We start from the raw sequence: 26,069 nt of genomic DNA, 5'->3' as shown, positions 1-26,069 counted from the left end.
GTCGGTCATGGCCTTGATCTCGATCGTGCCGAGTCCGGCCGCATCGGCGATGGCCGTGCCGCTCATGCCGGCAAAGATCACCGAGCCCAGGATGTTGACGTGGCCCAGTCCGCCCTTCATCCAGCCGACCAGCGCCAGCGCGTAGTTGTAGATGCGGTTGGTGATGCCGGCGTTGTTCATCAGGTTGCCGGCCAGGATGAAGAAGGGCACCGCCAGCAGCGGAAAGCTGTCGATGCCGCTGATCATGCGGTGGATCACCACATAAGGCGGCAGCGTGCCGGTCCACCAGATGTAGAGCAGCGCCGAGCCGGTCATGGCCAGCGCCACCGGAATGCCGCCGCTGAGCAGCAACAGGAAAATGATTTTCAGCATAAGGGGTTTCGCTCAGTCGTCATCGAGGGTGGTGGCCGGGCGTTCCAGCACGCTGTAGCCGCGCTGCCAGTGCCGGCGCGCGACCTGGACGGCGCGCCAGGTCATGGCCGCGAAGCCGGCCAGGCAGCCGCCATAGACCAGGTTCATCGGCAGGTTGATCATGGTCATGCGGGCATGGCTGAGCTTGTTCATCAGCAGCAGCGTGAGGACCACGAAAGCGGCCAGGAACACCACCCGCAGCAGGTCCACCAGGGTGGCCATGACGCGGGCCATCCTGGGGGGCATGAACTTGAAGAAGAAATCGACCTGGATGTGGTTGTTCTTCGCTACGCCGATGCAGGCGCCGATGAAGACCACGCCGATCAGCAGGTAGCGCGCAATCTCCTCGGTCCAGGCGGCCGAGTCGTTGAGCACATAGCGGGTGAAAAACTGGTAGAACACGGTGGCCCCCAGGACCCAGAAGAAGCCCAGCGCGAGCCAGGCTTCCGCGGTCGTGCCGGAGAGATCCACCGCTTCGTCCTGCGCGTGGAACTCGCCGTCGTCCCCCATGACATGGGGGAGCGCATCGATGTCTTGCATGTTTCGCCCGGCTTACTTGATGGCGATGATGCGGTCGTAGTCGGACTGGCGATAGCCGTAGTCGGTCGGCTTGGCGTTTTTCAGCACGGCCTCGCGGAAGGCGTTCTTGTCGACCGTGATGATATTGATGCCCTTCTTCTTGAATTCGTCCACCAGACGCACTTCCGAGGCAATGATTTCACGGCCGGTTTTCTCGGCCGCTTCCTGCATCACGTCGCTGAAAATCTTCTTGTCGGCCTCCGAGAGCTTGTTCCACAGCGGTCCGCCCACCACCGTCAGCAGCGAGTCGATGATGTGGCCGGTCAGCGAGATGTTCTTCTGCACTTCAAAGAACTTCTTGGCCAGGATCGTGGGCAGCGGATTTTCCTGCGCGTCCACGGTGCCGTTTTGCAGCGCCAGATAGACCTCGGCAAAAGCGATCGGCGTGGCGTTGGCGCCTAGCGACTTCGGAAACGCGAGGTAGGCCGGCGCGTCCGGCACGCGGATTTTCAGACCCTTCATGTCCTCCGGTTTGACGATCGGGCGGTTGGAGGTCAGCTGGCGCGCGCCGTAGTAGTTGAGCGCCGTGATGTGGTTGCCGCTCTTGTCGTCATAGCCCTTGGCGAGTTCGCGGAAGACATCGCTCTTGGCGTATTTGAGCTGGTGTTCGGAATCGCGGAAGATGAACGGGAAGTAGGTCACGGCCAACGGCGGGTAGCTGGCGGCGGCAAAGCTGGCGCCGGTCAGGATGATGTCCACCGTGCCCAGCGTCAGACCCTGGTTGATGTCGCTCTCCTTGCCCAGCGAGGAGGCCGGAAAGACCTGCACTTCGTAGCGGCCACCTGTGCGCTTCTTGATCTCGTCGCCGGCCCACACCGACCACTTGTGAAACGGCTCCGAGGTCTCGTAGACGTGGGCCCATTTCAGCTTGGTCTGGGCATTGGCCAGGCCCAAGGTTCCGGCCGCTCCGGTGAATAGAACACAGGCCGCCAGTGTCTTGATGGCGAGGCTGGCGATGTCGCGTTTTTTCATGATGTCTCCTAGCTTGGTGGTGGTAGAAATCTGGCAGGTCAGGACGGCTTGGCGCGGCGCCAACTGGCGCTGTAGCGTTGATGGGCTCTCTTCAGGTGCAGGTGCATGGCGCTGCGGGCCAGGTCGGCCTTGCGGGCGCGTATCGCTTTCAGTACCGCGGCGTGTTCCAGCAGCGCCGCGTCCCATGAAACATGATCTTCAAAATAGTCGCCCAGGCGCTCGAACAAGGCGCCGTGCCGGGCTTCCCAGTAGCCGCGCACGGTATCGCGCAGCACCTCGTTGCCGCAGGCCTGGGCAATGGCATTGTGAAAAGCCTCGTCGCCGGCGCGCGGTATCTGGCCCAGGGCCACTTCGGCGCGCATCTGTTGCAGTGCCTGGTCCATCAACTGCAAGTCGGCCTGCTTGGCATGGCGCGCTGCCAGCGCCGCCACTTCGCTTTCCACCAACTCGCGCGCCCGCATCAACTCCAGCGGGCCCCACTCGACGGCTTCGCCGACCTTGCCGCGCGTTGCCTGGCGCTTCTTCGGCTTGAGCACATAAATGCCGGAGCCGCTGCGCACCTCCACCACTTTTTCGATCTCCAGCGCAATCAGGGCTTCGCGCACCGAGGGGCGGCTGACGCACAGTTGTTTGGCCAGCTCGCGCTCGGCCGGCAGACGCGAGCCGACGGCAAACTCGCCGGCGTTGATCAGGGAGCGCAATTGCTCCGCGATCTGGCGGTACAGGCGTTGCGGTTCAATGACTTTCAGCGGCATGGTCCGACAAAGGGGTTGGAGTCCCGGCAGCGGGGCTGGTCAGGCAATTCAAAGGCATAAGGGTTAGTCTTGATTGGCCAGGTGGTAAGGCCAATTGATAATTGCACGAGCGACGATCTTCATGCATCCGGACAAACCCTAGCACTCAAACAAATCAATGGAGAAGCCATGAGACTTAAAGGAAAGACGGTATTGGTCACGGCCGCCGGCCAGGGCATTGGTCGCGCCAGCGTGCTGGCGATGGCCGCCGAGGGCGCGCAGGTGCTGGCCACCGACATCAACGCGGAGCTGCTGCAGAGTTATGCCGGGGTGCCCAACGTCAGCACCGCTCGGCTGGATGTGATGGACAAGGCGGCGATCCAGGATCTGGTGGCGCGCAGCGCGCCGTTCGATGTGCTGTTCAACTGCGCCGGCGTGGTTCACAACGGCAGCATCCTGCAAGCCACGGATGAGGACTGGAGCTTTGCTTTCAACCTCAATGTGCGCGCCCAGTACTGGATGATCCAGGCGGCATTGCCCAAGATGCTGGCCAACGGCGGCGGCAGCATCATCAACATGTCCAGCGTCTGCAGCAGCTTGAAGGGCCTGCCCAATCGCTTTGCCTACGGCGCCAGCAAGGCCGCCGTGGTGGGTTTGACCAAATCGGTGGCGGCCGATTTTGTCGCGCAAGGCATTCGCTGCAATGCCATCGCCCCCGGCACGGTGGACACGCCCTCGCTGGGAGATCGCATCAATGCGTATGCCGACCCGGCGGCGGCGCGCCAGAACTTCATTGCGCGCCAGCCGATGGGGCGGCTGGCCCAGGCCCATGAGATCGCCCCCATCGTGGTCTACCTGGCCAGCGACGAATCGGTCTTTGCCACCGGCCAACTGTTCTCGGTCGACGGCGGCATGACCATATGAACCGGCTCACCCACATCAACCGAAAGGAAACACCATGAAACTCGTTCGTTATGGCAAACCCGGCAAGGAAAAGCCGGGGCTGATAGATGCCGAGGGCAAACTGCGCGACCTGAGCGCCGTGATCAAGGACCTGACGCCCGACCAGTTGGGCGACGCCGCGCTGGCCAGGCTGCGCAAGCTCAAGAGCGCCAGTTTGCCGCTGGTCAAGGGCACGCCGCGCCTGGGCAGCCCGGTCGGCGGCGTCGGCAAGTTCATCGCCATCGGCCTCAATTACGCCGACCATGCGGCCGAGTCGGGGCTGCCGCTGCCCAAAGAGCCGGTGGTCTTCATGAAAGCCAGCAGTTGCGTCCAGGGGCCCGATGACCCGGTGATGCTGCCCAAGGGCTCGCTCAAGACCGACTGGGAAGTGGAACTGGGCGTCGTGATCGGCACCCGGGCGCGCTATGTGTCGCAAAAAGAGGCCTTGAATTTTGTCGCCGGCTACTGCACCGTCAACGACATCAGCGAGCGCGAGTACCAACTGGAGCGCGGCGGTACCTGGGACAAGGGCAAAGGTTGCGACACTTTCGGCCCGCTAGGCCCCTGGCTGGTGACGCGCGACGAGGTGCCCAACCCGCAAAAACTGGGCATGTGGCTGGACCTCAATGGCCAGCGGATGCAGACCGGCTCGACCCGCACCATGGTGTTCGGCGTCGCCAAATTGATCAGCTATGTCAGCCAGTTCATGACCTTGCTGCCGGGCGATGTGATCACCACCGGCACACCGCCGGGCGTCGGCCTGGGGATGAAGCCGCCCCTGTACCTGAAGCAGGGCGACCGCATGACGCTGGGTATAGACGGCCTGGGCGAGCAGCACCAGTTGGTGGTGCCGTTCAAGCGCTGAGGGCTTCAAGTTTGTCCGGAAACCATGTTAGCGGCCATGACGGGATTCATCACCTCAACGCCATCTTTCATGGGGAAGGGCTGATCTACTGGTGCAACCAGCAATTTGCGAACCGCTCCGACATCCGCTGCAGCAAAGTAGAAACCCTTGGACAGCGTAGGCGCGGATGATCGCTTGATTTCGATGACCCAAGTTTTCCCACTTCTAAACTCGAGAACCAAATCAACCTCAGCGCCGTGGCTTGTCCGATAGAAGCTGGCCTGGGCATGAGGTGCTGCGGTGATTAGTTGCTCAATGACGAAGCCTTCCCAGCTTGCTCCGGCGACCGGATGGCTCAAAACGGCATCAAGATCTTGCAGGCCGAGAAGGGCGTGAACGATCCCACTGTCGCGCACGTAAACCTTGGGAGTGCGCACCAGGCGTTTGCCGGCATTTCCGCTCCAGGCGGTCAAGCGCCGTACCAACATGAGATCGCACAGCAGGTCGATGTACCTCCCAACGGTTTGCCCGCTGATGGCAAGGGCAGAGGCGAGCTTTGACTGGTCTAGCAGTTCTCCCTGGTTGTGGGCCAACATGGTCCACAGGCGACGCAAGGTCGTTGCAGGGATGCGAGGACCAAGTGCCGGAATGTCTTTCTCAAGGTAGGTGGTGATAAATACCTCACGCCAGACCAGGCTTTGCGCATTGTTGGCTGCCATCCAGGAAAGGGGAAAACCACCTCGAACCCACAACGCGTTCTGTGCGTTCGCAGTTGCATCGCCTTGCAAGACCTCTCTGGCCTGAAAGGGGGTGAGTTCCAGTTGAGCGACGCGCCCTGCCAGACTTTCGCTGGTCTGTTGTAGCAATACGCCGGAAGCAGAGCCAAGTAACAGGAACTGTCTCGATGCTTCACCATTGCGCCGCCGAAGATCGATTACACCGCGCAGCACGTTGAACAAATCCGGTAGGCGCTGAACTTCGTCGAGGATCACCAGTTGGTTGGCGTGTGCAAGAAGGAACGCTTCCGGGTCATCGAGCTGCCGCTGCGCCGACGGTAGCTCCAGGTCCAGATAAAGAGCGTTCGGATTGCGTTTCTTCTCTGCAAGAGCAAGGGTTGTCTTGCCGGCTTGGCGCGGTCCCAAGAGAACAACTGCGGGAAACTGCTCGAGCAAGTCGCTCAAGGTGCGTTGCGCAAGTCGTGTGTACATCCGTGAATTATATCCATTCTTTGGAAATATTACACGGTAGATGGCACTCCAAATAATTGAGATTTGGTCACGATTGGACCCGTGGGCCTAGCTCGCCGAACAGCCGCGCAACGTCAAGTGGGTACGCACGCGCCCTTAAAGCAAGCCGCGCCTGGCCAGGTTGCGCATCAACTGGCCAGTGCCGAAAGTCCACGGCGGGCACTGGTCGGTGCGCCGCATGCGGTTCACCAGGCTGCCCAGTTGCGGCGCCGAGATGGTGACGATATCGCCCACCTTGTGGGTAAAGCCGCCGCCCACCGTATCGCGGTCCTGCACCGGCGCGAACATGCAGCCCAGAAACAGCATGGCGCCGTCCGGGTACTGATGGTGCGACCCCATCATTTGGGCTACCAGATCGAGCGGGTCGCGGCTGATTTGCGACATCGATGAGAAACCTTCCAGCACAAAACCGTCCTCACCCTCAACCTTCAAGGTGATGGTGGTGCGACGCACGTCATCGAGCGAGAAAGTGGCATCGAAAAAGCGCAGGCAGGGGCCGATCACGGCCGATGCGTTGTTGTCTTTGGCCTTGCCCAGCAGCAAGGCGGAGCGGCCTTCCAGATCGCGCAGATTGACGTCGTTGCCCAGGCTGGCGGCGACGATTTTTGAGCGCGAGTTGACCGCCAGCACCAGCTCCGGCTCCGGGTTGTTCCAGGAGGAGGAAGGGTGCAGGCCGGCATCGGCGCCGGTGCCGACGGCGGCCATGGGCGGCGCCTTGGTGAAAATTTCCGCGTCCGGCCCTATGCCCACCTCCAGGTACTGGCTCCAGGCGCTCTGGGCGATCAACACTTTTTTCAGCGCCATGGCCTGCGTCGACCCCGGTTTCAATTTCGACAGATCGTCGCCCACCAGCGCCACGATCTCCTGCCGGATGGCCGCCGCCGCGGCCGGGTTGCCGCGCGCTTTTTCCTCGATCACGCGCTCCAGCATGGACACCGCAAAGGTAACGCCGGCCGCCTTGATCGGCTGCAGGTCGGCCGCTGCCAGCAGCCAGGGCCGCTCGGGCTGGCGCGTGTCAGGCGCCGTGTTGGCAAACAGCTGGGCCACCGAGGCGATGCGCTGGCCGTTGGCCTGCCGCAAAGCAGCGGCCGGGTCCGGTGCTTCGCACAGATCGCGCAGGGTTGGAAAGCTGGCCGAGATGTCGATCACATCGTCGCCGCGCAAGGCCACGATGGATGGGCCGTCGACATCGGGGCGCCAGACCCGCGCCGCCAGGGCGCCGGAGGTGCCGTCGTGCGGAAGACCGGCTTGGGCAGTGAGTTGCATTGAAATGACTCCTTGAATGGTGGGCTACGAGATGGCGGAAAAGTCAAACACCGCCGGCGGGCGCTGGCCCGCCAGAGCGTACAGCAAGTTGCTGGTCGCCAGCTCCGCCATGGCGTGCCGGGTTTCCAGGGTGGCCGAGCCGATATGCGGCAGCGCTGTCACCTTGGGGTGTGTGCGCAGGGGCGAGTCCAGCGGCAGCGGCTCGGTGGCAAAGACATCGAGCCCGGCGGCGCGCAGCGTGCCGTGGTCCAGCGCCTGCAGCAGCGCCTGTTCCTGCACGATGGCGCCACGCGCGCCGTTGATGAAAATGGCCCCCGGCTTCATCAGTGCGAATTCGCGCGCTCCGATCAGGCCGCGGGTCTGCGGCGACAAGGGCAGCACGACGGCGACGATGTCGGCGCGTTGCAGCACCTCGTCGAACGAGGCGGCGCTGACTTTGCCAAGCAATGCCGGCAAGTCCTTGGCCACGTCCACCACTTGCAGGTTGTGGTACAGCACCGGCATGCCAAAGCCCAGCGCGGCGCGGCGCGCCAGCGCCTGGCCGATACGGCCGAAACCCAGGATGCCCAGCGTCTTGCCGTGCACGTCCCAGCCGAACAGCTCCTCGCCGATGTTGCGCGTCCAGCGCCCTTCGCGCACCAGATTGGCCAACTCCACCAGCCGCCGGCTGCTGGCCATGATGAGGGCAAAGACGGTGTCGGCGGTGGTCTCGGTCAACACGCCGGGGGTGTGGCACAGCATGACGCCGCGCGCCGCCAGCGCCTTCAGGTCGTAGTTGTCGACGCCCACCGACACACTGGAGATCACTTTGAGGTGCGGTGCGCGCGCCAGCAAGGCGGCGTCCACCGGGTAGCTGGAACCTATCAGGCCCTCGGCGTCGGCCAGCGCGGCATGAAAAATAGGCAATTGCGCCGGCACACGCGGATTCGCCACCGTCACCTCGTGCCGCGAGCGCAGTCGCGCCAACTGGTCCGGCGGCAGTTCGCGGAACACCAGAACCTTTTTGCGTGCGACGTCAGCCGTGTTCAAAGACATGGTCAAAGCCCCGCAGCGTCGAGTTCGGCGCGGGTCGGCAGGCCTTCGCTGTCGCCCAGCACCTGCACCGCGCGGGCGCCGATCCAGGCACCGCGTTTTACCGCCTCCGGCACGCTCTGGCCGTCCAGCAGCGCGCTGATGACGCCCACCGCAAAGCCGTCGCCGGCACCCACCGTGTCCACCACCTGGGCCACCGGGAAACCGGCGACGCGGCCGCAGCCCGCCTCGCCATCGAAATAAGCGCCGGCGCTGCCCAGCTTGACCACCACCAGTTTGGCGCCGCGCTGGCGGTACCAACGGGCGATGCCTTCGGGGCTGGATTCACCGGTCAGAAATTGACCTTCTTCCAGGCCCGGCAGCACCCAGTCGGCGCGCGTCGCCAGGTCGTTGATGGAAGCGCGCATCAGCTCGGGTGTGGCCCACAGGGTGGGGCGCAGATTCGGGTCGAACGAGACGCTGCGGCCGGCGCTGCGCATCAAGTCCATGGTCTTGCGCGCCGCCGGCAAAGTGGTTTCCGAGATGGCGGCAAAGACGCCGGTGGCGTGCAGATGGCGGGCGCTGAGCAACCAGGCTTGGTCGATGTCGGCGACACCCATGTGGCTGGCGGCCGAGCCCTTGCGGTGGTACTCCACCGGCGGGTCGCTGCCGTCGGTCACCTTGCCCTTGAACTGAAAGCCGGTATTCTGCGTCGCATCGCACACCACGTGCGAGCAGTCAATGCCTTCCTTGGCCATCGCCGCCAACAGGTAGCGGCCCATGGAATCGGTGCCCAGGCGGCTGGCCCAGGCGACCCGCAGGCCCAGGCGCGCCAAGCCGATCGCCACGTTGGTCTCGGCGCCGGCGGTGCGCTTGTAAAAAGCCTCAGCTTGCTCCAGCGGACCGGGCCGGTCCGCCACCAGCAGCAGCATGGCTTCGCCAAAAGTGATCACGTCGAGGGCGGGGTTCATGTGGAATTCTTTTGCGGTTGAATCAAACAGTGAGGTGGCGGCCTGCCAGGCTGGCGGCGACCTGGCGCAGTTGCGCAATTTCCTGCCGTGCGACGGTCAGCAGGTCGTCCCCCAGCAGCGGGTACTCGATGGCCCAGGGCACCGGGCAGGGCAGGGCGCGCAGCACGGCGCGCCAGGGCGCGCTGGAGTCGGCCAGCGGCACCGCCACCCAGCGTTGCGGCTGGCGCTGCACGCCTTTGCAATGCACGTAACGGACCTGGGCCGCCAACGCGTTGGCGGCTTGCAGCGGGCACTCGCCGGTCCAATGCCAGTTGCCCATGTCGAAAGTCATGCCGGGAAAAAAGCCCCGGCCATTGGCGACCTGAAAAAAGTCCTGCAAGGCCAGCAGCGTGCCGGCCTCCGCGCTCTGGTCGTTCTCGATCAGCAGTTCCATGGCGCTGGCCTGCAAGCGCTGCTGCACCTCGGACAGCGACGCTTGCGAGGCGGCCGCGAAACCACCGATGGACATTTTCAGGCGCGTCGCGCCCAGGGTCTGGCTGGCAGACAGGGCACGCTCCAGGGCGGCCACGTCCAGTGCGCCGTCGGCGCTCCAGAGCGGCTCGGCACAGGAATACACCGCCGCCTTGCCAGCGGCGCGCAGCGCCTGCGCTAGCGCCGGCAGCTCGCTGGCAGCGTCTTGCAGCAACTCGCTGCGCACTTCGACGCCGTCGGCGCCGGCCGCCAGGCTGAGTTGGGTGAACCCCAGTTGGCCCAGTCGGCGTACCTGCGCCGCGCCAAAAGCCGACAGTGAAATCAGGATCGCGCTGGGCGATTGAATACTGTCAGTGGCGCCGCTGTCGGCCGCCAGGTCGGTGCGGCCAAGCTCAGTGAGCATGCTGCGAACTCAGGATTTGACCCAGAAAATTGCGCGTCGTTTCATGCTGCGGGTTGCTGAAGAACTGCTGCGGCGCGGCCTGCTCAATGATCTTGCCGTCGGCCACGAAGATCACGCGGTCGGCGACGCTGCGCGCAAAACCCATTTCGTGCGTCACGCACAGCATGGTCATGCCGTCGTCGGCCAGGCTGATCATGGTATCGAGCACCTCCTTGACCATCTCCGGGTCCAGCGCCGAAGTGGGTTCGTCGAACAGCATGATCTTGGGCGTCATGCACAGGGCGCGCGCAATCGCCACCCGCTGCTGCTGGCCGCCCGAGAGCTGGCTGGGGTATTTGTGCGCCTGCTCCGGAATGCGCACCCGTTGCAGGTATTTCATCGCCACCGCTTCGGCCTCGTCCCGGCTCAGGCCGCGCGACTGGATCGGCGCCAGCGTGCAATTCTGCAAAATGGTCAGGTGCGGAAACAGGTTGAACTGCTGGAACACCATGCCCACTTCCTGGCGCACCGAGTCGACATTGCGGCCGCCGGCCGTCAGGTCGATGCCGTTGACCACGATGCGGCCTTGCTGCACCGTCTCCAGCCGGTTGATGCAGCGGATCAGGGTCGACTTGCCGGAACCCGACGGCCCGCAGATCACAATCCGCTCCCCGGCCGCCACCGTCAGGTCGATCTGGCTCAGCACCTGGAACTTGCCGAACCATTTATCGACCGCTTCCATGCGGATGATGGGCGCGGCGTCGCCGGCTGGCGTGGAGGAGGGCATTGTGGCTGTCATGGCTACACCGTGGTCGGCAGGAGGGTCTGATTTATTGCATCTTCGGCAGGTCGGTTTCCAGCCACTTGCGGTACAGCTTGTTGAGCTCGCCGTTGCCGCTGTTGCGCACCACGAAATCGTCCACCGTCTTCAGCAACTCGGCCTGGCCGGGCCGCAGCACGATGCCCATCACCTGCTGACGCAGTAGGAACTTGCTCTCGAAGGCGTTGGCCGGCGCGCGCTTGTCGATCTGCGCCGCCACCGTGGTGGAGCAGCCGATGGCGTCGACCTGGCCCGACATCAAGGCTTGCATGGCCGAGGCGTCGTCGTCGAAGCGGCGAATCTCGGTGCCCTCCGGCGCCAGCGCGGTCAGGGCCACGTCCTGGGTGCTGGCGCGGGCCACGCCGACGCGCTTGCCTTTCAGGTCGGCGGCGGTCTTGATGCTGGCTTTCTTGTCACCGTACAAAACAATGCTGGCGGCGGCATAAGGTTTGGAGAACTGGACCTGCTTGGCGCGCTCGGGCGTGATCGCCAGCGAAGCCACCAGCAGATCGACCTTGTTGGTCAACAGGAACGGGATGCGGTTCGGGCCGGTCACCGGCACCAGGTTGAGCTTGAGCCCCAGGTCCTTGGCCAGCAGGCGCGCCACGTCGGCGTCGTAGCCATCGGGCTGGTTGCTGGCGTTCATGGTGCCGTAGGGCGGAAAGTCGACCAGCATGCCGATCGTGAGTTCGCCTTTTTTCTTCAGCTCGGCCACCGTCTGTGCGCTGACCGACGGCAGCCAGGCCGACAGGGTGGCGGCCAGGCCCAGGGCCAGGGCGGTGGAGGTGAAGAGGCGGCGTTGCAGAGGCTTGAGCATGGTGAAATCTCCGTGGGTTGAGGTGAAAGTTGACGGTGGAAAAAATGGAAGGGTCTCAGCGCGTTTGGGTCGCCGCATGCCGGCGCTCCATGTGCGCGGCCAGCAGCGACAAAGGCCAGCACAACACGAAATAGATACCGGCGACGACGCTGAAAACGATCAGCGGCTGGAAGGTGGCGTTGTTGATGATCTGGCCCGAGCGCGTCACTTCGGCAAAGCCGATGATGGCCGCCAGCGAAGTGCCCTTGATGATCTGCACCATATAGCCCACGGTGGGCGGCAGCGCGATTTTGAAAGCCTGCGGCAGGATCACGTAACGCATGCGCGCCACGTAGTGCAGGTTGAGCGCCTGTGCCGCCTCCCATTGCCCGCTGGGGATGGCCTGGATGCAGCCGCGCCAGATCTCGCCCAGGAAGGCGCTGCTGTTGAGAATCAGCGCCACGCCGGCCGCCACCCAGGGGTTGATGTCCAGGCCCAGCACCGGCGCCCCGAAGAACACCAGAAAGAGTTGCAGCAGCAGCGGCGTGCCCTGAAAAATCTGGATGAAGCCGCCCGACAGGGTGCGCAGCAGGGGTTGCTCGCAAGTGCGGCTGAGCGCAATCACCAAGCCGCCGATGGCGCCGCCGACAAAGGCGATCATCGAGAGCGCCACGGTCCACTTGGCCGCCTCAAGAATGAACAGGAATTCGGAGAAGCCGAAGGTACGCATCAGATTCGGCGCCGGGCCGCCCCAAGACGAATCAGCCCCCTCGGGGCTGATGCCCGCGGCTCCCAACCTGCCTGCGCAGGGTGGGACGGGCAGAAGAGTCGTTGCCTTTGGCATCGACCTGTACAGGGAGTACACGAAGTGACAAGCGTGGGGGTCATATCAGCGGCCTGCCGGGTAATTGAGGGTGCGCCGGTAGATGGCCCGGAACAGCGCCGAGAAACCCAGCGCTAGCGCCAGGTAGATCACAGCCACCACGATGTAGATCTCGAAGCTGCGAAAGGTCTGCGATTGCAGATTGGCCGCCACCGAGGTCAGGTCGTCGGCCGAAATGGCCGACACCACGCTGGAGCTGAGCATCAGCAAAATGAACTGGCTGGTCAGGGCCGGGTAAACGGTGCGCAGCGCCGGCTTCAAGATGATGAAGCGGAAGATTTCGTGGCGTTTCAGGCTGAGCGCCAGGCCGGCCTCGATCTGGCCCTTGGGAATCGACTCGATGCCGGCGCGGATGATCTCGGTGGCGTAGGCGCCCAGATTGACCACCATGGCGGTCAGGGCGGCGGTGTGGGCCGACCAGCGCAGGCCCAGGGCCGGCAGGGCGAAGAAGAAAAAGAACAACTGCACCAGAAACGGCGTGTTGCGGATCAGTTCGATGTAGGCATTGATGAGCCAGCGCAGCGGGCGCGGACCGGCGGTCTTGCCCCAGGCGCACAGGATCGCCACCACGAGGCCCAGCAGCATGGCCGACATGGACAGCGCGATGGTGCTCCAGGTGCCCCGCAGCAGCAGCGGCCAGGCGGCAAAGACATCACCGAATTGAAACGAATAGTTCATGCGTGGGGGAAAACACTGAAACCGGTTTCAGGCAATTATAGAAGAGCGCGTGTGCCTGTTGTAACTGGCGAAAACCCTAGCAGTCTTTAAGTGGGTGTGGACACCGACGAGCCACGCGGCAGCAGGCGGCCGGACAGCAGGATCTGGCGCGGCGGCAACTCCAGGCCTTGCAGACGCTCGATCAGGCAGCCGGCGGCGATCCGGCCCAGCTCGTCGGTCGGCTGCGCGATGGTGCTCAGGCCCGGTCCCACATAAGGCGACCACTCGGTGTCGTCAAAGCCCACCAGTCCCACATCAGCGCCCAGGCGCCAACCGAGCCGCGCCAGCGCCGCCACCACGCGCAAGGTCACCACCGCGTTGCTGGAGAGCACGCCGGGCAGGCGCTTGCCGGCGCGCCGGCGCAGGCTGCGCAGCGCCTGCTCCAGGGCCGCGTCGCCGTCTTCCGCCGTGCTCTCGAACGTGCTGCCATGCAGGTCGGTGACGCCAGCCTGCGGCGCCTCGACGAAGGCGCGAAAAGCGGCTTTGCGTTCCTCGCGCGAGCTGACGTCCTTGACCGGCTCCGAGACAAACAACAGCTCGCGGTAGCCGCGCTCCACCAAGTGCTGTGTGCCCAGGCGCACGGCACCGGCGTTGTCGAGCGAGACAAAATCGGCTTGCATGTCGTGGTGCCGCCGGTCCACCAGCACCACCGGCTTGCCGTGGCGCGCCGCGTCGGCGGCAGCGCCGTTGTCCCGGCCCAAGGTGTTCAGGATAAAGCCCTCCACCTGGTAGGCGGTGAGCGTCTTGATGGCTTCACTTTCGCGCCGGCTGTCATTGCCCAGGTTGAACAGCATCAGCAGGTAGCCGGCCTGCTGGCAGGCTTTCTCGGCGCCGCGCAGCACCGCCACCGAGAACGGATTGGTGACGTCGGCCACCACCAGGCCGATCAGGCGCGAGCGGCCGCGCTTGAGCGCCTGCGCCATCGGGCTGGGGCTGTAGGCCAGGGCCTCGATGGCCACTTCCACCCGGCTTGCAATGTCTTTTGTCAGCAACCTCTCGCGGTGGTTCAGAAAGCGGGAAACGGTGGCTTTGGAGACGCCCGCTTCGCGCGCCACATCGGCAATGGTGGCGCGTGCGGCCGGTGCTGCGGCGGCGCTGTTGTGAACTTGTTTTTTGGCGCGCATTTCAAATCAGGGCAGGAATCGGCATTTCTCTGAAACCAGTTTCAGTGAATGGTAGCACTCTGGTCAGGCTGGCGGGAGACAGGTCGCCGACAGTTTTACGGAAAAGCAAAATACACAAACGTTTGCTTGTCCTAATTATTGTTAATACAATAAACACCGTGAATTACAGTTTCGATCCTCGCAAGCTTGCCATCAACGTACAGCGGCATGGGGTCTGGTTCGCCGAAGCAGAGGCCTTCGATTGGGAAACGGTGCAATTGCAGCTGGATGGCCGAAAACACTATTCGGAGCCCCGTTTTATAGCTACTGGCCTGATTGAACAGCGTCTGCATGTCATGGTGTTTTGTCTGCGCGAGGTGTCGGTGCGCATCATCAGCCTGCGCAAGGCCAATGACCGAGAGGTAAAGAGATATGTCAACAATGCTTAAGACCCGTTCCGGGCGTGCGGTGAGCCTGCCGACGCCTGAAGAAAACACCCGCATCGATGCTGGTATTGCCGCAGACCCGGACTCGCCCGAGTTGACTGATGGATGGTTTGCCGCTGCACAGCCAGCGGCCAAGGTTCTGGATGCTGGCGTGTACAAAAGCCTGGTTGCCATGAAGCGCTCGCCTGGGCGTCCGCGTGTTGAGCAACCCAAGGTGTTTACCGGCATCCGCCTGGATGCCGAGGTGGTGGCCTCCTTCAAAGCTTCCGGCAAAGGATGGCAAACCCGCATGAACGACGCGCTCAAAGACTGGCTGCGCACACATTCGCCGGTCTGATTTAAAAAGTCTGCCGCCGCTGGACCTTAGCTGTCTCGCAGCGTGAATTCCGGAAACAGGGCGCCGACCTGTGCCACCAAGTTGGCGCTGGGGAAATCGGGGTCTGCTACCTGCGTCAGTCCCTTATTGGCACAGCCGATGGCGCGAAATCTCTGCAGGGCGTAGCGCTTGACGCCCAGCCGGCTCAAGCGGCTTGCCAGCGCCAGCAGGTCCTGCTCGCTGTGCAGAGCCGGGTGCACGGTAGTACGGAATTCATGCGCCACGCCGCTGGCCAACACTATTTCGGCGCTGGTCAGGGCCGCGCCGGCGCTGTCGCGGATGCCGGTGACGGCGTCGTAGCCGTGCGGCTCGGCCTTGATGTCGAGGCCGATCCAATCGACCAGTGGCAGCACTTCGGCCAAGCGCCGCGGGTAGGCGCCGGCGGTGTGCAGGCCGACGCCAAAACCGAGGGCGCGAACTTGACGCATGGCGTCCGCCAGCGCGGCGTCCATGGTCGGCTCGCCACCGCTAAAGACCACGGCATCGATCAGACCCACGCGTCGCCTCAAGAGGGCCAGCACCTGGGTCCAGGGCAGCGAACTGTGCTCGGTGCGCGGCTGCAAGTGCGGGTTGTGGCAGTAGCCGCAGCGCCACGGGCAACCTTGCACAAAGACCACCGCCGCCAGCTTGCCGGGGTAGTCGGTGGCGGAGAACGCCGTAACGCCGCCGACCTTGAGTTGTTTTGGAACCAGGCCTGTGGTACTGGCACCGCCCGGCGCAGAGGTCTCAGTCGGCCAGGCGGGGCTGGCAGCAGCGCTCGTCGAAGTAGGTGCGCTCATGAAACTCGCCCTTCTTGCCGGTGTTGAAGGACGCCATGGGGCGGTGGTAGCCCATCACGCGGGTCCACACCTCGCAGCGCTGGCGCTCGTCGTCGCGCAGCACGATGGTGGACTGTGGTGTCAGCAGTTCCTGTTCGCTCAGATCGTTCATTTGGGCTTCTCCTTGCTGGTCTGAAAAGACGGTTTCACTGTGTCATTGCGGGCCTGACCCGCAATCCATGGATGCCGGATCAAGCCCGGCATGACAATGATGTGATCGCAATGACGCATTCATAAAATTTCATTTGCTTGTTCAGACAGCTTCGAGCTGTTTGCGCGCAATAATTTCGGCATCGCACTTGGGGCAGAAATCGTGGCGGCCGCCCAGGTAGCCGTGCTTGGGGCAGATCGAGAAAGTGGGCGTGACGGTGATGTAGGGCAGACGAAAACGCGACAGCGAACGTTTCACCAACTGGCGGCAAGCTTCGGCGCTGGACAGGGGCTCGTTCATGTACAGGTGCAGCACGGTGCCGCCGGTGTACTTGCGCTGCAGATCGTCCTGCAACTCCAGCGCCTCGAACGGATCGTCGGTAAAGCCCACCGGCAACTGGCTGGAGTTGGTGTAGTAAGGCATGTCGGGGGTGCCCGCTTGCAGGATGCCGGGGAACTGCTTGGCGTCTTCCTTGGCAAAGCGGTAGGTGGTGCCCTCGGCCGGCGTCGCCTCCAGGTTGTACATGTGGCCGGTCTGGTCCTGGAACTCCAGCATGCGCGCACGCACATGGTCCAGCAGGCGAATGGCGAAGGCGTGGCCCCACTCGGTGCTGATGTTTTCCCGGTCCTGCGTGAAGTTGCGGATCATCTCGTTGATGCCGTTCACGCCCAGCGTGGAGAAGTGGTTGCGCAGCGTGCCCAGGTAGCGCTTGGTGTAGGGGAACAAGCCGTTGTCCATGTGGCGCTGTATCACCTTGCGTTTGATCTCCAGACTGTCGCGGCCCAGCTCCAGCAGGGCGTCGAGTTCGCTCAGCAGGGCCGGCTCGTCGCCCGGGTGCAGATAGCCCAGGCGCGCGCAGTTGATGGTGACGACGCCCAGCGAACCGGTCTGCTCGGCCGAGCCGAACAAGCCGTTGCCGCGTTTGAGCAGCTCGCGCAAGTCGAGTTGCAGGCGGCAGCACATGGAGCGGATCATGTTGGGCTTGAGTTCCGAATTGATGAAGTTCTGGAAATAGGGCAGGCCGTACTTGGCCGTCATCTCGAACAGCGCTTGGGCGTTGGGGCTGTACCAGTCGAAGTCTTCCGTGATGTTGTAGGTCGGAATCGGGAAGGTGAAGACCCGGCCCTTGGCGTCGCCGGCCATCATGACCTCGATATAGGCGCGGTTCACCATGTCCATCTCGGCCTGCAACTCGCCATAGGTGAACGGCATTTCCTCGCCGCCAATCACGGGCGTTTGCTCTCGCAGGTCTTCCGGGCAGACCCAGTCGAAAGTCAGGTTGGTAAAAGGCGTTTGCGTGCCCCAGCGCGACGGCACGTTGAGGTTGTAGATCAGTTCCTGTAGGCATTGGCGCACCTGGTGGTAGTCCAGGCTGTCCTTCTTGATGTAGGGCGCCATGTAGGTGTCGAAGGAACTGAAGGCTTGCGCGCCGGCCCACTCGTTTTGCAGCGTGCCCAGGAAGTTGACGATCTGCCCGACCGCGCTGGACAGGTGTTTGGGCGGACCCGACTCGACCTTGCCCGGCACGCCGTTCAGACCCTCGTTGAGCAGGGTGCGCAGCGACCAGCCGGCGCAGTAGCCGGCCAGCATGTCGAGGTCGTGGATGTGCAGGGCGGCGCTGCGGTGCGCCGCGCCCACTTGCGGCGGGTAGACGTGATTCAGCCAGTAGTTGGCGATCACCTTGCCCGAGACGTTGAGGATCAGCCCGCCCAGCGAATAGCCCTGGTTGGCGTTGGCGTTGACGCGCCAGTCGAGTTGTTGCAGGTACTCGTTCATGCTGGCCTCGACGTCGACCAGGGTCTTGCGGTCGCTGCGCAGCTTGCGGTGCTGTTCGCGGTAGACGATGTAGGCGCGCAGTGTCCGGGGGTAGCCGGCATCGAACAGGGCCGACTCGACGGCGTCCTGGATTTGCTCGATGTGCGGTGCCACATGCCCTTGCACCTTGATCTTGGGGCAAACCAGGTAGTGCGTCAGGCGCCTGGCCTCGGCCGCATCGAACTCACCGCTGGCCTGCGCCGCGCGTTCCAGGGCAAAAGCAATTTTGCCGGCGTCGAACGGTTTGACGCCGCCGTCGCGCTTGATGATATGGGTGAAAACCGTTGCGCTTACCGTGCTCATGGGGTGCCCCTAGAAACGCTATATGTAGTGCCGAATGTCATTCTACACACTAGATGTAGTGTTTCTGTCGAAGCGGCGAAACGCCATCATGCGGTCTCGCCATAGTGGAGACCTCTACCCTTGCGCTCAAGCAGATCGACAACTACCAGGTGCTCACTTGGCCGGTTGAGAGAGATGGGCTAAGTGGAAGCCGCAACCGGCGGCAATGAATTCGCGAAATGGGGTGGGACCGGGCCGAAAGTGGCGACCGTGGCGCCGTTGTGTGTGATCGCGATCAGACGCATTGGGTCTGAATAGGACGAGTTGTCAAAAAGTATTCCGTCTTCGACGAAGGCAAACGTGGCGTGGGCATTTTCATGCGACTTCTCCCAGCGCCGGGGCAGCTTGTTCGGGTCAACCGAGTGACCACCAGTTTTGACGCGGTGCCCGATGCGCGCCTTTGCGAGCATCAGGTCGGCGAGCGTGACATAAACGAAGACAACATGAAATCCGGTAGCCTTGGCACGCTTGAGCAGGGCGATTTTCGCCCCGTTGGGGTCCGAAAAAACGGTCTCCATGACGAACGTCTTGCGTTGTCCAATCATGTGGTCCTGGAGGGTTGCCGCTATCTTCTGTGCCGCAACATCCGCTGCGGGGATGTCTTTCAATACAAGCGCCAGCAAGTCAGCGTTCAGAAAAATTGGCGGCGACTTCATCGCTGCAGCGACCGAGTTGAATAAAGAGGTCTTGCCGACGCCGTTGCAGCCGGCAAGGCAGATCAGAACGGGCTTGCCGTCATCCGGCGTGAGCCAACTCCGCAGCAACTGCTCTACCTTTTTTTGTTGCGATGCCGGCGCGCGACCGACTGGACGCTGGTTTGAGTTTTTCTTGGGAAACACGGCCAGTCCTTTCGGTTGCGGGTTGCTGGTTAGGGACAAAATCACCCCCCGCGTCAAAGCTACCGCGCACCACCTTCCCGTCCGGGTGGTATGCAATAACCACTTTGGGCTGGGCCGGATCGATGCCGTAGTTGACAACGCCGGATGACACGTACTGCGAACGCATTGCGTCTACATTGGGGGCCGCAACAAAAGCGGCTAAAGCACTCAAAATTTCGGAGGGCTCCTTGGCTGCCTTGACGCGCGGGATGAAGTTGGCCGGGGCGACAGTTTCAATCGCCTTGGCAATACGGGCCCAGTGCTCCAGTTGGGCCGACATGGAACGATCCGAAACTTCCGCGTCTGCGCGCAGAGACTCTGCGAATTCAGGAGACAGCGAAATCTGAACGTACTTCTTTCGCGCCACTACATTTTTTGACATCTTCATAACGCAACTCCGGCTTATAAGAACGGTTAACTCTGACCCATGCAGCACGGGTCGTGATGGAACTGGTGGTTGCGATTGCGGTTTCTCGACAAGCACCTACCGTTCACATGGATCGAAGTGTAGATCGCTTGCAAACAATGTCAAGCAATATATAGCATTACATACCGTTGAATAGCAATGTTCGTGATTCCGTTGGCTTGACCCGCCTGATTGCCCGCAGCGGCTCCCTCGGCTGCCGCCATAGGCGCCCTTGGCGATGCTGGCCAGCGTGTCGCCGGCGGCGTCGTTCACGAAAACCCGGCTGTTGGCGTCTTGCGGCACGGTGCTTTGTCATGCCAATCATGACGACTTTCACGCCAACTGCGCCGCTGTCTATCGGTGACATCGCCCAACGCATTCACCTGATACGCGGACAGCGCGTGGTGCTTGACACTGACCTGGCAGCCTTCTACGGCGAAACCACCAAGCGGTTTAACCAGCAGGTCAATCGCAATTTGGCGCGGTTTCCAGCAAACTTCATGTTCCAGCTTGATGAACAGGAGTTCGCAAACTTGAGGTTGCAATTTGCAACCTCAAGTTTGAAGAGTGGTCACGGTGGGCGGCGTTATGCGCCGTTGGCGTTTACGGAACACGGGGCCATCATGGCCTCAATGGTTCTCAACAGCCCGCGCGCCACCGAATTGAGCGTCTATGTGGTCCAAGCCTTTGTGGAGTTGCGCGGCATGATCTCCAGCAACCGCGAATTGGCGGTCAAGGTGCATCAGTTGGAGCGCAAGGTGTCAGTGCACGAGCGCAATATCGCCGAGCTGGTGGATTCGATGGCCAATTTGCTGGCGTCACCGCCAACGCCGCCCAAACGGCCTATCGGGTTCTTGCCGCTGGATGACAAGCCCCAAGGGAATGCCAAGGCAGCAAAGTCTGCCAAGACCGGGCCAGGCAAGAAGACGTAGCCACCAGCAACCTCACAGATTCAGCGGGTGGTTGTTTGCCAGGAACCCGCCAGTCACGCCACTGAGTGCGCCTGCGGTATAGATGGTTGCCACCCACCGCGTAGACCCCGGCCGAGGCGCTGGGGTAGTTGCCGCTGATGGGCTGGTAGCTGAAGTTGAAGTCGGCCGAGTTGACGTAGTTGGGCAGGCCCGCCGCCGTGCTGGGGTTCTTGCCGTCGACCAGGTCGCCGTAGCGGCCCAGCATCTCCCCGTTGACGATCAGCTCGCGCTGGATGTGGCCCTGCTGGTTGACGTACAGCGCGTGGCCGGCGGCGTCGTTCACAAAAACCCGGCTGTTGGCGCCTTGCGCGCTGTCGGTGACGGCAATGAGGTTGCCGTTGACGTCGTAGCTTTGGGTCGTGCTGCCGCCTTGCAGCAAGGTGCTGGTGCCGACCTGGCTGGTCTGCTTGTAGCCCTCAAAGCGGGTCAAGGTGTTGCTGTAGGTGTTGGTGTAGCTGCTGCCATCGTGGTTGCTCAGGCTGTAGCCCAGCAGGTTGCCGGCAGTGTCGTAGCCCCCGACGCCGTTTTGCGCCTGGTAGTTGAGGTCGTACTTGGCGCTGCCATCGGACTTGAGCACGTGCTCCTGGAGCAGCCGCCCATTGGCGTCGAAGCGCTTGATGCGGGTCTCCGAGCCGTTGCCCGAGATGGTGGCGCCCGTGGAGGTGGTGCCGTTCAGGGCGTTCACATAGCCCAGTGGCAGCGTGCCGCCGGGGCCACTTTGGACCACCCGGTCGGCGCCGTCGTAGTAGCGGTAGTCGACCTGCACGCCATCGCGCTCGATGCTGCGCAGGCGGTTCAGGCCGTCGTAGCGGTAGTGCTCGGTGGTCAGGCCCTGGCTGGTCTGGTAGGTCTCGGGCGTGGTGCTGTAGATGGCCGCGTCGGCGTCGTTGTAGCTGATCAGCTGGCTCACGCCGCTGATGGTGGCAACGCGGGTGCCCCACCAGGTGTCGCTGGTGCGGTTGCCGCCCTGGTCGTAGCTGATCTGGTGGCCTTGCGTGCCGATGTTGCCGGCGGCGTCCACCGCGTCCACCACGGTCTGGCGGTTCATCGCGTCGTACAGGAAGAAGCGGTTGCTGTCTTGGCTGGTGTCGCCGTTGATCACATGGGTCTGGATCTGGGTACGGTTGCCCACGGCGTCGTAGCTGATGTTGACGTAGGAGCGGCCATCGGCCACCCAGCGCATGCGCCCCAGTGCGTCGTAGGCCATGTGGTTGTCCTGGTAGACGATGCCCGCTTGGGTGGTCTTTTCTGCGATGCGATGGCCCGAGAGGTCCCAGGCGTAGCTGGTGGTCTGGCCGATGGCGTTGTCGACGATGCTGGTGGTCTGGCCGGCGGCGTCGTAGCTGTAGCTCAGGCTCTGGCCGCGGGCGTTGGTCTGCAGGATCAACTGGCGCGCGTTGTCGTAGGTGTAGCTGTAGCTGAACTGGGCGCCGCCGAGGTCGGTATGCCCTGTGAGCGCGCCAAAGTAGTCGTAGCTCCAGGTGGCCATCAGGCCGTTGGCATCCACGTCGGCGATCTTGCGGCCCTGGGTATCAAAGGCGGCCTGGCTGCGGTAGCGCACGCCAGGAGTCACGTTGTCCATGGGCAGATCGGTTTCCACCACGTTGCCGCGCAGGTCGTAGCGGTAGCGGGTGGTTTCTGCGTTGCCGTTGCTGCTGCTGAGCAGCCGGCCGGCCTGGTCGTAGCTGTTGGTTGTGGTGATGGCTTTGCTGGCAACGAGCTCCCGCACATTGAAACTATTGACGCTGTAGACATCCGCGACGGGGCGCACGGTGCTGAGCAAGCGTCCCAGCAAATCGTAGTTGTACTGCGTTACCTTGCCCACGGCGTCGGTGCTGCTGGTCTTCTGGCCAAACGCGTCGTAGCTGTAGGTCACGACGCCGCCATCGGCATGGTTTTCCCGGATCAGCAGCCCGTTCTGGTCGTAGGTCTGGGTGTTGAGGTGGCCGTTGGCGTCCCTGAGCGCGATCTGGCGGCCCAGCGCGTCGTAGTAGATGTTGGTGACCGGGCCGGTGCCGGCGTTGCCGCTGGCGTCGGGCTGGATCTGCATGACCACCTGGTTGTTGGCGTTGTAGCGGTAGCTGGTGGTCCAGGGTGTAACGTGCAACTTTTTTTTGGCAGCTAATGGGTGGCGAGGGGCTTTTCATTCTTTAATTGCCATTTGAAGCCATCTCCACATACAGGACAAGGGCTACGGGCTGCTTTACCGAATAGTCGAGGGAAAGAATGAATAAACCAGAGATTTACATCAGTACCGACATCGAAGCCGACGGGCCCATCCCGGGACCACACTCCATGCTTAGTTTCGGCTCAGCCGCTTACCTGGCTGACAAGACTTTGATCGGGACATTTGCCGCCAATCTGGACACGCTGCCGGGTGCAGCCGGGCACCCGAACACCATGGCATGGTGGGCACAGAATCAAGTCGCCTGGGACACCTGCCGGGTGAATTGCCAGCCGCCCGAGACAGCCATGCGCAACTATGTAGCCTGGCTCAAGGCACTACCTGGAAAACCGGTGTTTGTGGGCTATCCGGCGGCGTATGACTTCATGTTTGTGTACTGGTACTTGATGCGCTTTGCCGGGGAGAGCCCGTTTTCTCACTCGGCACTGGACATGAAGACACTGGCCATGGTGCTACTGAAGACCAACTACCGCAAAGCAACCAAGCGAAACATGCCCAAGGCCTGGTTTGACCCGCTGCCCCATACCCATGTCGCGCTCGATGATGCGATTGAGCAGGGGGCGCTGTTTTGCAATATGTTGGGGCACTCAGTCACCTGACCGCGCCTTAATCAACACCTAGCACTTCAACGACCTCCCCTAGGGATGGGGCCAATCGGTGCAACAGCTGATCAATCAGTTCCCTGTTCTCTGTGTCTGATGAAGTTGCTCCAGAGAAAGAAACCGTCAAATCATTCGGTTGTTCTCCATGCCACATCATTACCTGAACACCATCGTTGTTCATTCCAGAGATGTAGGGGCCTTGCATATCGCTGTCGCCTTGCCGCCATTTAAAACCCAAAAGCTTGCTACTAAATTGATCCAGCATCTGCTCCGCATTCAAGTCGGATTTGATACGAACGTGAATAAAGTCTTTCATTTTGTAGTCCTAAGGATGTATTCAGTAGTGTCCCTAGCTTGCGCAGCAGGATAGCCTACAAAGTTGACGTCGCGCCCGAGGATTTTTGACCAGGCTTGACGGAATTCGTCTAGTGGTCCAAATGAGCGTTGCATGTCAGCAGTTTTAAAAACGCCATACTTCTCGCTCGCCGTGATTCCCGCACCCTGTAGCTTATTGACCATCGTTGGACTCGTCACATTAAGGTCGTAGTCGCCTAATGCTGCTGGATTTTTATCCCAATGATGCCCCAAATCCTTGCTTGGATTCTCAGAATAGAAGGTCGTCGATGTTCCTTTCAGTCCAACCTCTGCATCTGCCAAGCCTGCGTTCCGCAAACTCATGTCGAGCTCTGACTTGAACAGTGCAAACTGCTGCTCGTTCTTAAAGCCCAAGGGCAGTTTGCCTGTAGACATTAATTCGATTTGTCGAGGGGTCACTCCAACACTTGCCATGTCCTCGGCAAACGTAGAACTCGCTCTTAGCTCCGCGTTTGCAAGCTGTCGCATTTCGATGGGGTTAAGTGCCCCTACCTCAGCCGTAGCGGCCTCTGCGGCAGCCGCGTTCCTGACCCCCCTTGCACCCAAGCCCAACGTTGTCGCCAGTGCAATGTCCGGCCCTAATTCACCAGTGCGGCCGGTGTAGCCAAATTCTGGGAAGGGCGACTCCCCAGGGCTGGGACCAATCAAACTTATGGCGGTGCCGAACGTTCGAATGCCCCCATTGGCCAATCCCGTAAGAGTGTCTCTTGCAACATTGCCATAGCCACCAATTTGATCATTGGCCATGGAAACAGCATCACCGAATCCGATTTGATCGTTGAGATAGGCACGCCCAATGCTACCGAGATTGCTTAGCAGCCCTGGTGCCTCAGAGATAGACCCGTTGACTGCCGAGGAACCCGCATTGCGTGCTGCGCGGCCACCATAGGCCATATATATTGCCCCTGCCTCCTCCTGGCTCATGCCCACGTTGGCAGCCGTTGTGGCGGCTGCGCGGGTCATCCTCGCTTGGCGTGCTTGTGCAAGCTGCGCCGTCTGTTCGGCATCAATGCTGGCGTCACGCATTTGCGTCAGGATGCGCCCGCCTTCAGCTTCTGCAGCCATGGCGCGCACTTGGTCACTGACGGGCAGATCAATGCCGAAGCTGCCTGAACCCAGGTCACCAGACTGATAGCTGTTGCCGCTTGGGACATAGCCACTGCCAAGCCCCAAGCCTGCGGGCGCATTGGCATTCTGATAGGCAATCTCACTACCCCTGAAGTTCTGCTGAGGGGTGTTTATTGGGGACTGCATGGCGTCAACAAGGGAGCCCCCCAATGCATTGCCAAAGGCATCCACCGCAATTTGCTGAATGCTGACCCTGCCGCCGCCCGCCACGGCCGAGGCCGTGGTAGCCACGACGCCACTGAAGACGACGCGGCTGAACTTGTCAAACCCGCTGAAGGCGTTGGTGGATATGCCGTTGCTGGTCAGCCCCAAGCCCTCGCTCATGCCGTATCCGACCCCGGCTCCGACAGCACTGGCGGCCACCGATGTCCAGTCAAAGCTTGGCTGCAAGCCGGTGACCACGCCAATGCCCTGGCTGAGGGCGTTACCCACCGCGGCTCGCGCCACCACATTGGACAGAGAGCCCGCCGTGGTGCCCATGAAGTTGCCCGCCAAGCCGGCGGAAACACCGCCTCCGATGGCCGACAGCGCCACGCTCCTCCAGCTGAAGCCTTGCTGTGTGCCCAGAGCGTTGCCGACCAATTGGCTGGCAATCGATCCTGCGGCAGAGGCTACTGCCATGGTGCCTGCCACGCCCAAGGCGGAGCCCGCTGCGCCAAACGAACCCGCCGCCCCCAAAGCTCCTCCTGCGGCTCCACCTGTCATCACCCCCATACCCGCACTCATCGTCTCCAGAAACCCGCCGGTCACGCCACTGAGTGCGCCTGCGGTATAGATGGTTGCCACCACCGCCACCACCGCCATGATGATCTTGCCCAGAGCCCCGCAGCCGTTGCTGCTGCCCGGCGGGCTGGGCAGGTTCGGTGTGGTGTCGCCCACCACCTTGCTCGGGTCGTAGGGGGCGAAGGTGCCGGCGTTGTTGGCCGTGTTGACCCGCGCCGGGATGGTGAGCGTCTGGCCCACCTTCAGGCCGGCGTCGCCGTTCAGTCCGTTGGCGTCGGCAATCAGGTACCACAGGCTGCTGTCGCCGTAGGCGCCCTTGGCGATGCTGGAGAGCGTGTCGCCGGCACCCACCGCGTAGACCCCGGCCGAGGCGCTGGGGTAGTTGCCGCTGATGGGCTGGTAGCTGAAGTTGAAGTCGGCCGAGTTGATGTAGTTGGGCAGGCCCGCCGCCGTGCTGGGGTTCTTGCCGTCGACCAGGTCGCCATAGCGGCCCAGCATCTCCCCGTTGACGATGAGCTCGCGCTGGATGTGGCCCTGCTGGTTGACGTACAGCGCGTGGCCGGCGGCGTCGTTCACGAAAACCCGGCTGTTGGCGCCTTGCGCGCTGTCGGTGACGGCAATGAGGTTGCCGTTGACGTCGTAGCTTTGGGTCGTGCTGCCGCCTTGCAGCAAGGTGCTGGTGCCGACCTGGCTGGTCTGCTTGT

Annotated in this window: 28 protein-coding genes; 6 read left to right on the top strand and 22 right to left on the bottom strand. The window is 62.4% G+C overall.

Going from position 1 to position 26,069, the window contains the following annotated elements; all coding sequences use genetic code 11:
• The 4 genes from PHS32_RS21985 to PHS32_RS21970 all read right to left on the bottom strand — a co-directional run.
• Positions 1–372: TRAP transporter large permease subunit (locus PHS32_RS21985; RefSeq protein WP_301081554.1), on the bottom strand; the 372-nt coding region annotated here is incomplete at its 3' end.
• Between the two features lie 12 nt (positions 373–384).
• Positions 385–951 carry a TRAP transporter small permease gene (locus PHS32_RS21980; protein WP_301081553.1) on the bottom strand — a complete coding sequence of 189 codons (567 nt, stop codon included), beginning with the start codon at positions 949–951 and terminating at the stop codon, positions 385–387.
• Between the two features lie 12 nt (positions 952–963).
• Positions 964–1,962: a sialic acid TRAP transporter substrate-binding protein SiaP gene (locus PHS32_RS21975; RefSeq protein ID WP_301081552.1), complete on the bottom strand. Its 999-nt coding sequence runs from the start codon at positions 1,960–1,962 to the stop codon at positions 964–966.
• Between the two features lie 38 nt (positions 1,963–2,000).
• Positions 2,001–2,717, bottom strand: a complete 717-nt coding sequence (locus PHS32_RS21970) for a FadR/GntR family transcriptional regulator (RefSeq protein ID WP_301081551.1) — start codon at positions 2,715–2,717, stop codon at positions 2,001–2,003.
• 168 nt (positions 2,718–2,885) lie between these two features.
• On the opposite strand from PHS32_RS21970, the gene PHS32_RS21965 reads away from it, so the two are divergent.
• A complete protein-coding gene (locus tag PHS32_RS21965; protein WP_301081550.1) occupies positions 2,886–3,620 on the top strand; it encodes an SDR family oxidoreductase in 735 nt (244 codons plus the stop codon).
• A gap of 34 nt (positions 3,621–3,654) precedes the next feature.
• Positions 3,655–4,503: a fumarylacetoacetate hydrolase family protein gene (locus tag PHS32_RS21960; protein ID WP_301081548.1), complete on the top strand. Its 849-nt coding sequence runs from the start codon at positions 3,655–3,657 to the stop codon at positions 4,501–4,503.
• A 5-nt stretch (positions 4,504–4,508) separates the two neighbouring features.
• On the opposite strand, the gene PHS32_RS21955 is transcribed toward PHS32_RS21960, so the two are convergent.
• From PHS32_RS21955 to PHS32_RS21910, 10 genes are all read right to left on the bottom strand, one after another.
• Positions 4,509–5,663 carry an ATP-binding protein gene (locus PHS32_RS21955; RefSeq protein WP_301081546.1) on the bottom strand — a complete coding sequence of 385 codons (1,155 nt, stop codon included), beginning with the start codon at positions 5,661–5,663 and terminating at the stop codon, positions 4,509–4,511.
• 162 nt (positions 5,664–5,825) lie between these two features.
• Positions 5,826–6,995, bottom strand: a complete 1,170-nt coding sequence (locus tag PHS32_RS21950) for a fumarylacetoacetate hydrolase family protein (RefSeq protein WP_301081545.1) — start codon at positions 6,993–6,995, stop codon at positions 5,826–5,828.
• A gap of 24 nt (positions 6,996–7,019) precedes the next feature.
• Positions 7,020–8,030, bottom strand: coding sequence for a D-glycerate dehydrogenase (locus tag PHS32_RS21945; protein ID WP_301081544.1), 1,011 nt, complete (start codon positions 8,028–8,030; stop codon positions 7,020–7,022).
• A gap of 2 nt (positions 8,031–8,032) precedes the next feature.
• Positions 8,033–8,977, bottom strand: coding sequence for a sugar kinase (locus PHS32_RS21940; protein ID WP_301081543.1), 945 nt, complete (start codon positions 8,975–8,977; stop codon positions 8,033–8,035).
• A 22-nt stretch (positions 8,978–8,999) separates the two neighbouring features.
• Positions 9,000–9,851, bottom strand: coding sequence for a glutamine ABC transporter ATP-binding protein (locus tag PHS32_RS21935; RefSeq protein WP_301081542.1), 852 nt, complete (start codon positions 9,849–9,851; stop codon positions 9,000–9,002).
• A complete protein-coding gene (locus PHS32_RS21930; protein ID WP_301081541.1) occupies positions 9,841–10,629 on the bottom strand; it encodes an amino acid ABC transporter ATP-binding protein in 789 nt (262 codons plus the stop codon). The genes PHS32_RS21935 and PHS32_RS21930 overlap by 11 nt, the downstream gene beginning before the upstream one ends.
• Positions 10,630–10,660: 31 nt before the next feature.
• Positions 10,661–11,467: a transporter substrate-binding domain-containing protein gene (locus tag PHS32_RS21925; protein WP_301081540.1), complete on the bottom strand. Its 807-nt coding sequence runs from the start codon at positions 11,465–11,467 to the stop codon at positions 10,661–10,663.
• A gap of 55 nt (positions 11,468–11,522) precedes the next feature.
• Positions 11,523–12,176, bottom strand: a complete 654-nt coding sequence (locus tag PHS32_RS21920) for an amino acid ABC transporter permease (RefSeq protein ID WP_301081539.1) — start codon at positions 12,174–12,176, stop codon at positions 11,523–11,525.
• 159 nt (positions 12,177–12,335) lie between these two features.
• A complete protein-coding gene (locus PHS32_RS21915) occupies positions 12,336–13,007 on the bottom strand; it encodes an amino acid ABC transporter permease (protein WP_301081538.1) in 672 nt (223 codons plus the stop codon).
• Positions 13,008–13,093: 86 nt separating this feature from the next.
• Complete coding sequence (locus tag PHS32_RS21910) at positions 13,094–14,170, bottom strand: LacI family DNA-binding transcriptional regulator (RefSeq protein WP_301081537.1); 1,077 nt, start codon at positions 14,168–14,170, stop codon at positions 13,094–13,096.
• Between the two features lie 158 nt (positions 14,171–14,328).
• Between PHS32_RS21910 and PHS32_RS21905 the strand changes: the two genes are divergently transcribed.
• Positions 14,329–14,598 carry a BrnT family toxin gene (locus PHS32_RS21905; protein ID WP_301081536.1) on the top strand — a complete coding sequence of 90 codons (270 nt, stop codon included), beginning with the start codon at positions 14,329–14,331 and terminating at the stop codon, positions 14,596–14,598.
• The gene (locus PHS32_RS21900; protein WP_301081556.1) at positions 14,591–14,932 is read left to right on the top strand and encodes a BrnA antitoxin family protein; all 342 of its coding nucleotides are present in this window, start codon (positions 14,591–14,593) and stop codon (positions 14,930–14,932) included. The genes PHS32_RS21905 and PHS32_RS21900 overlap by 8 nt, the downstream gene beginning before the upstream one ends.
• Positions 14,933–14,958: 26 nt before the next feature.
• Here PHS32_RS21900 and PHS32_RS21895 read toward each other — a convergent pair whose 3' ends face one another.
• From PHS32_RS21895 to PHS32_RS21875, 5 genes are all read right to left on the bottom strand, one after another.
• A complete protein-coding gene (locus PHS32_RS21895; protein WP_301081535.1) occupies positions 14,959–15,750 on the bottom strand; it encodes an anaerobic ribonucleoside-triphosphate reductase activating protein in 792 nt (263 codons plus the stop codon).
• Positions 15,698–15,901, bottom strand: a complete 204-nt coding sequence (nrdD, locus tag PHS32_RS21890) for an anaerobic ribonucleoside-triphosphate reductase (protein WP_301081534.1) — start codon at positions 15,899–15,901, stop codon at positions 15,698–15,700. The genes PHS32_RS21895 and nrdD overlap by 53 nt, the downstream gene beginning before the upstream one ends.
• Before the next feature lie 141 nt (positions 15,902–16,042).
• A complete protein-coding gene (locus PHS32_RS21885; RefSeq protein ID WP_301081533.1) occupies positions 16,043–18,058 on the bottom strand; it encodes a ribonucleoside triphosphate reductase in 2,016 nt (671 codons plus the stop codon).
• A 179-nt stretch (positions 18,059–18,237) separates the two neighbouring features.
• The gene (locus PHS32_RS21880) at positions 18,238–18,936 is read right to left on the bottom strand and encodes a zeta toxin family protein (protein ID WP_301081532.1); all 699 of its coding nucleotides are present in this window, start codon (positions 18,934–18,936) and stop codon (positions 18,238–18,240) included.
• Positions 18,833–19,363, bottom strand: a complete 531-nt coding sequence (locus PHS32_RS21875; RefSeq protein ID WP_301081531.1) for a hypothetical protein — start codon at positions 19,361–19,363, stop codon at positions 18,833–18,835. Before PHS32_RS21875 ends, PHS32_RS21880 begins: the two co-directional genes overlap by 104 nt.
• 341 nt (positions 19,364–19,704) lie before the next feature.
• Between PHS32_RS21875 and PHS32_RS21870 the strand changes: the two genes are divergently transcribed.
• Positions 19,705–20,313 (top strand): ORF6N domain-containing protein, encoded by a 609-nt coding sequence (locus PHS32_RS21870; RefSeq protein ID WP_301081530.1) that lies wholly within the window; start codon positions 19,705–19,707, stop codon positions 20,311–20,313.
• On the opposite strand, the gene PHS32_RS21865 is transcribed toward PHS32_RS21870, so the two are convergent.
• Positions 20,225–22,459 (bottom strand): hypothetical protein, encoded by a 2,235-nt coding sequence (locus PHS32_RS21865; RefSeq protein WP_301081529.1) that lies wholly within the window; start codon positions 22,457–22,459, stop codon positions 20,225–20,227. The two genes, PHS32_RS21870 and PHS32_RS21865, sit on opposite strands and share 89 nt — an antisense overlap.
• A gap of 119 nt (positions 22,460–22,578) precedes the next feature.
• Here PHS32_RS21865 and PHS32_RS21860 point away from each other — a divergent pair, with 119 nt between their 5' ends.
• Positions 22,579–23,136 (top strand): exonuclease, encoded by a 558-nt coding sequence (locus PHS32_RS21860; protein WP_301081528.1) that lies wholly within the window; start codon positions 22,579–22,581, stop codon positions 23,134–23,136.
• 7 nt (positions 23,137–23,143) lie between these two features.
• Here PHS32_RS21860 and PHS32_RS21855 read toward each other — a convergent pair whose 3' ends face one another.
• Together PHS32_RS21855 and PHS32_RS21850 are read right to left on the bottom strand one after the other, a co-directional pair.
• Entirely contained in the window at positions 23,144–23,455 is a 312-nt protein-coding gene (locus tag PHS32_RS21855; RefSeq protein WP_301081527.1) for a hypothetical protein, read from the bottom strand.
• Positions 23,452–26,069: LysM domain-containing protein (locus tag PHS32_RS21850; protein WP_301081526.1), on the bottom strand; the 2,618-nt coding region annotated here is incomplete at its 5' end. The genes PHS32_RS21850 and PHS32_RS21855, both read right to left, overlap by 4 nt.

This window comes from Rhodoferax sp., assembly GCF_028714215.1.
Taxonomy (GTDB): Bacteria; Pseudomonadota; Gammaproteobacteria; order Burkholderiales; family Burkholderiaceae_C; genus Rhodoferax.
This window is presented reverse-complemented; position numbering and strand designations above follow the sequence as displayed.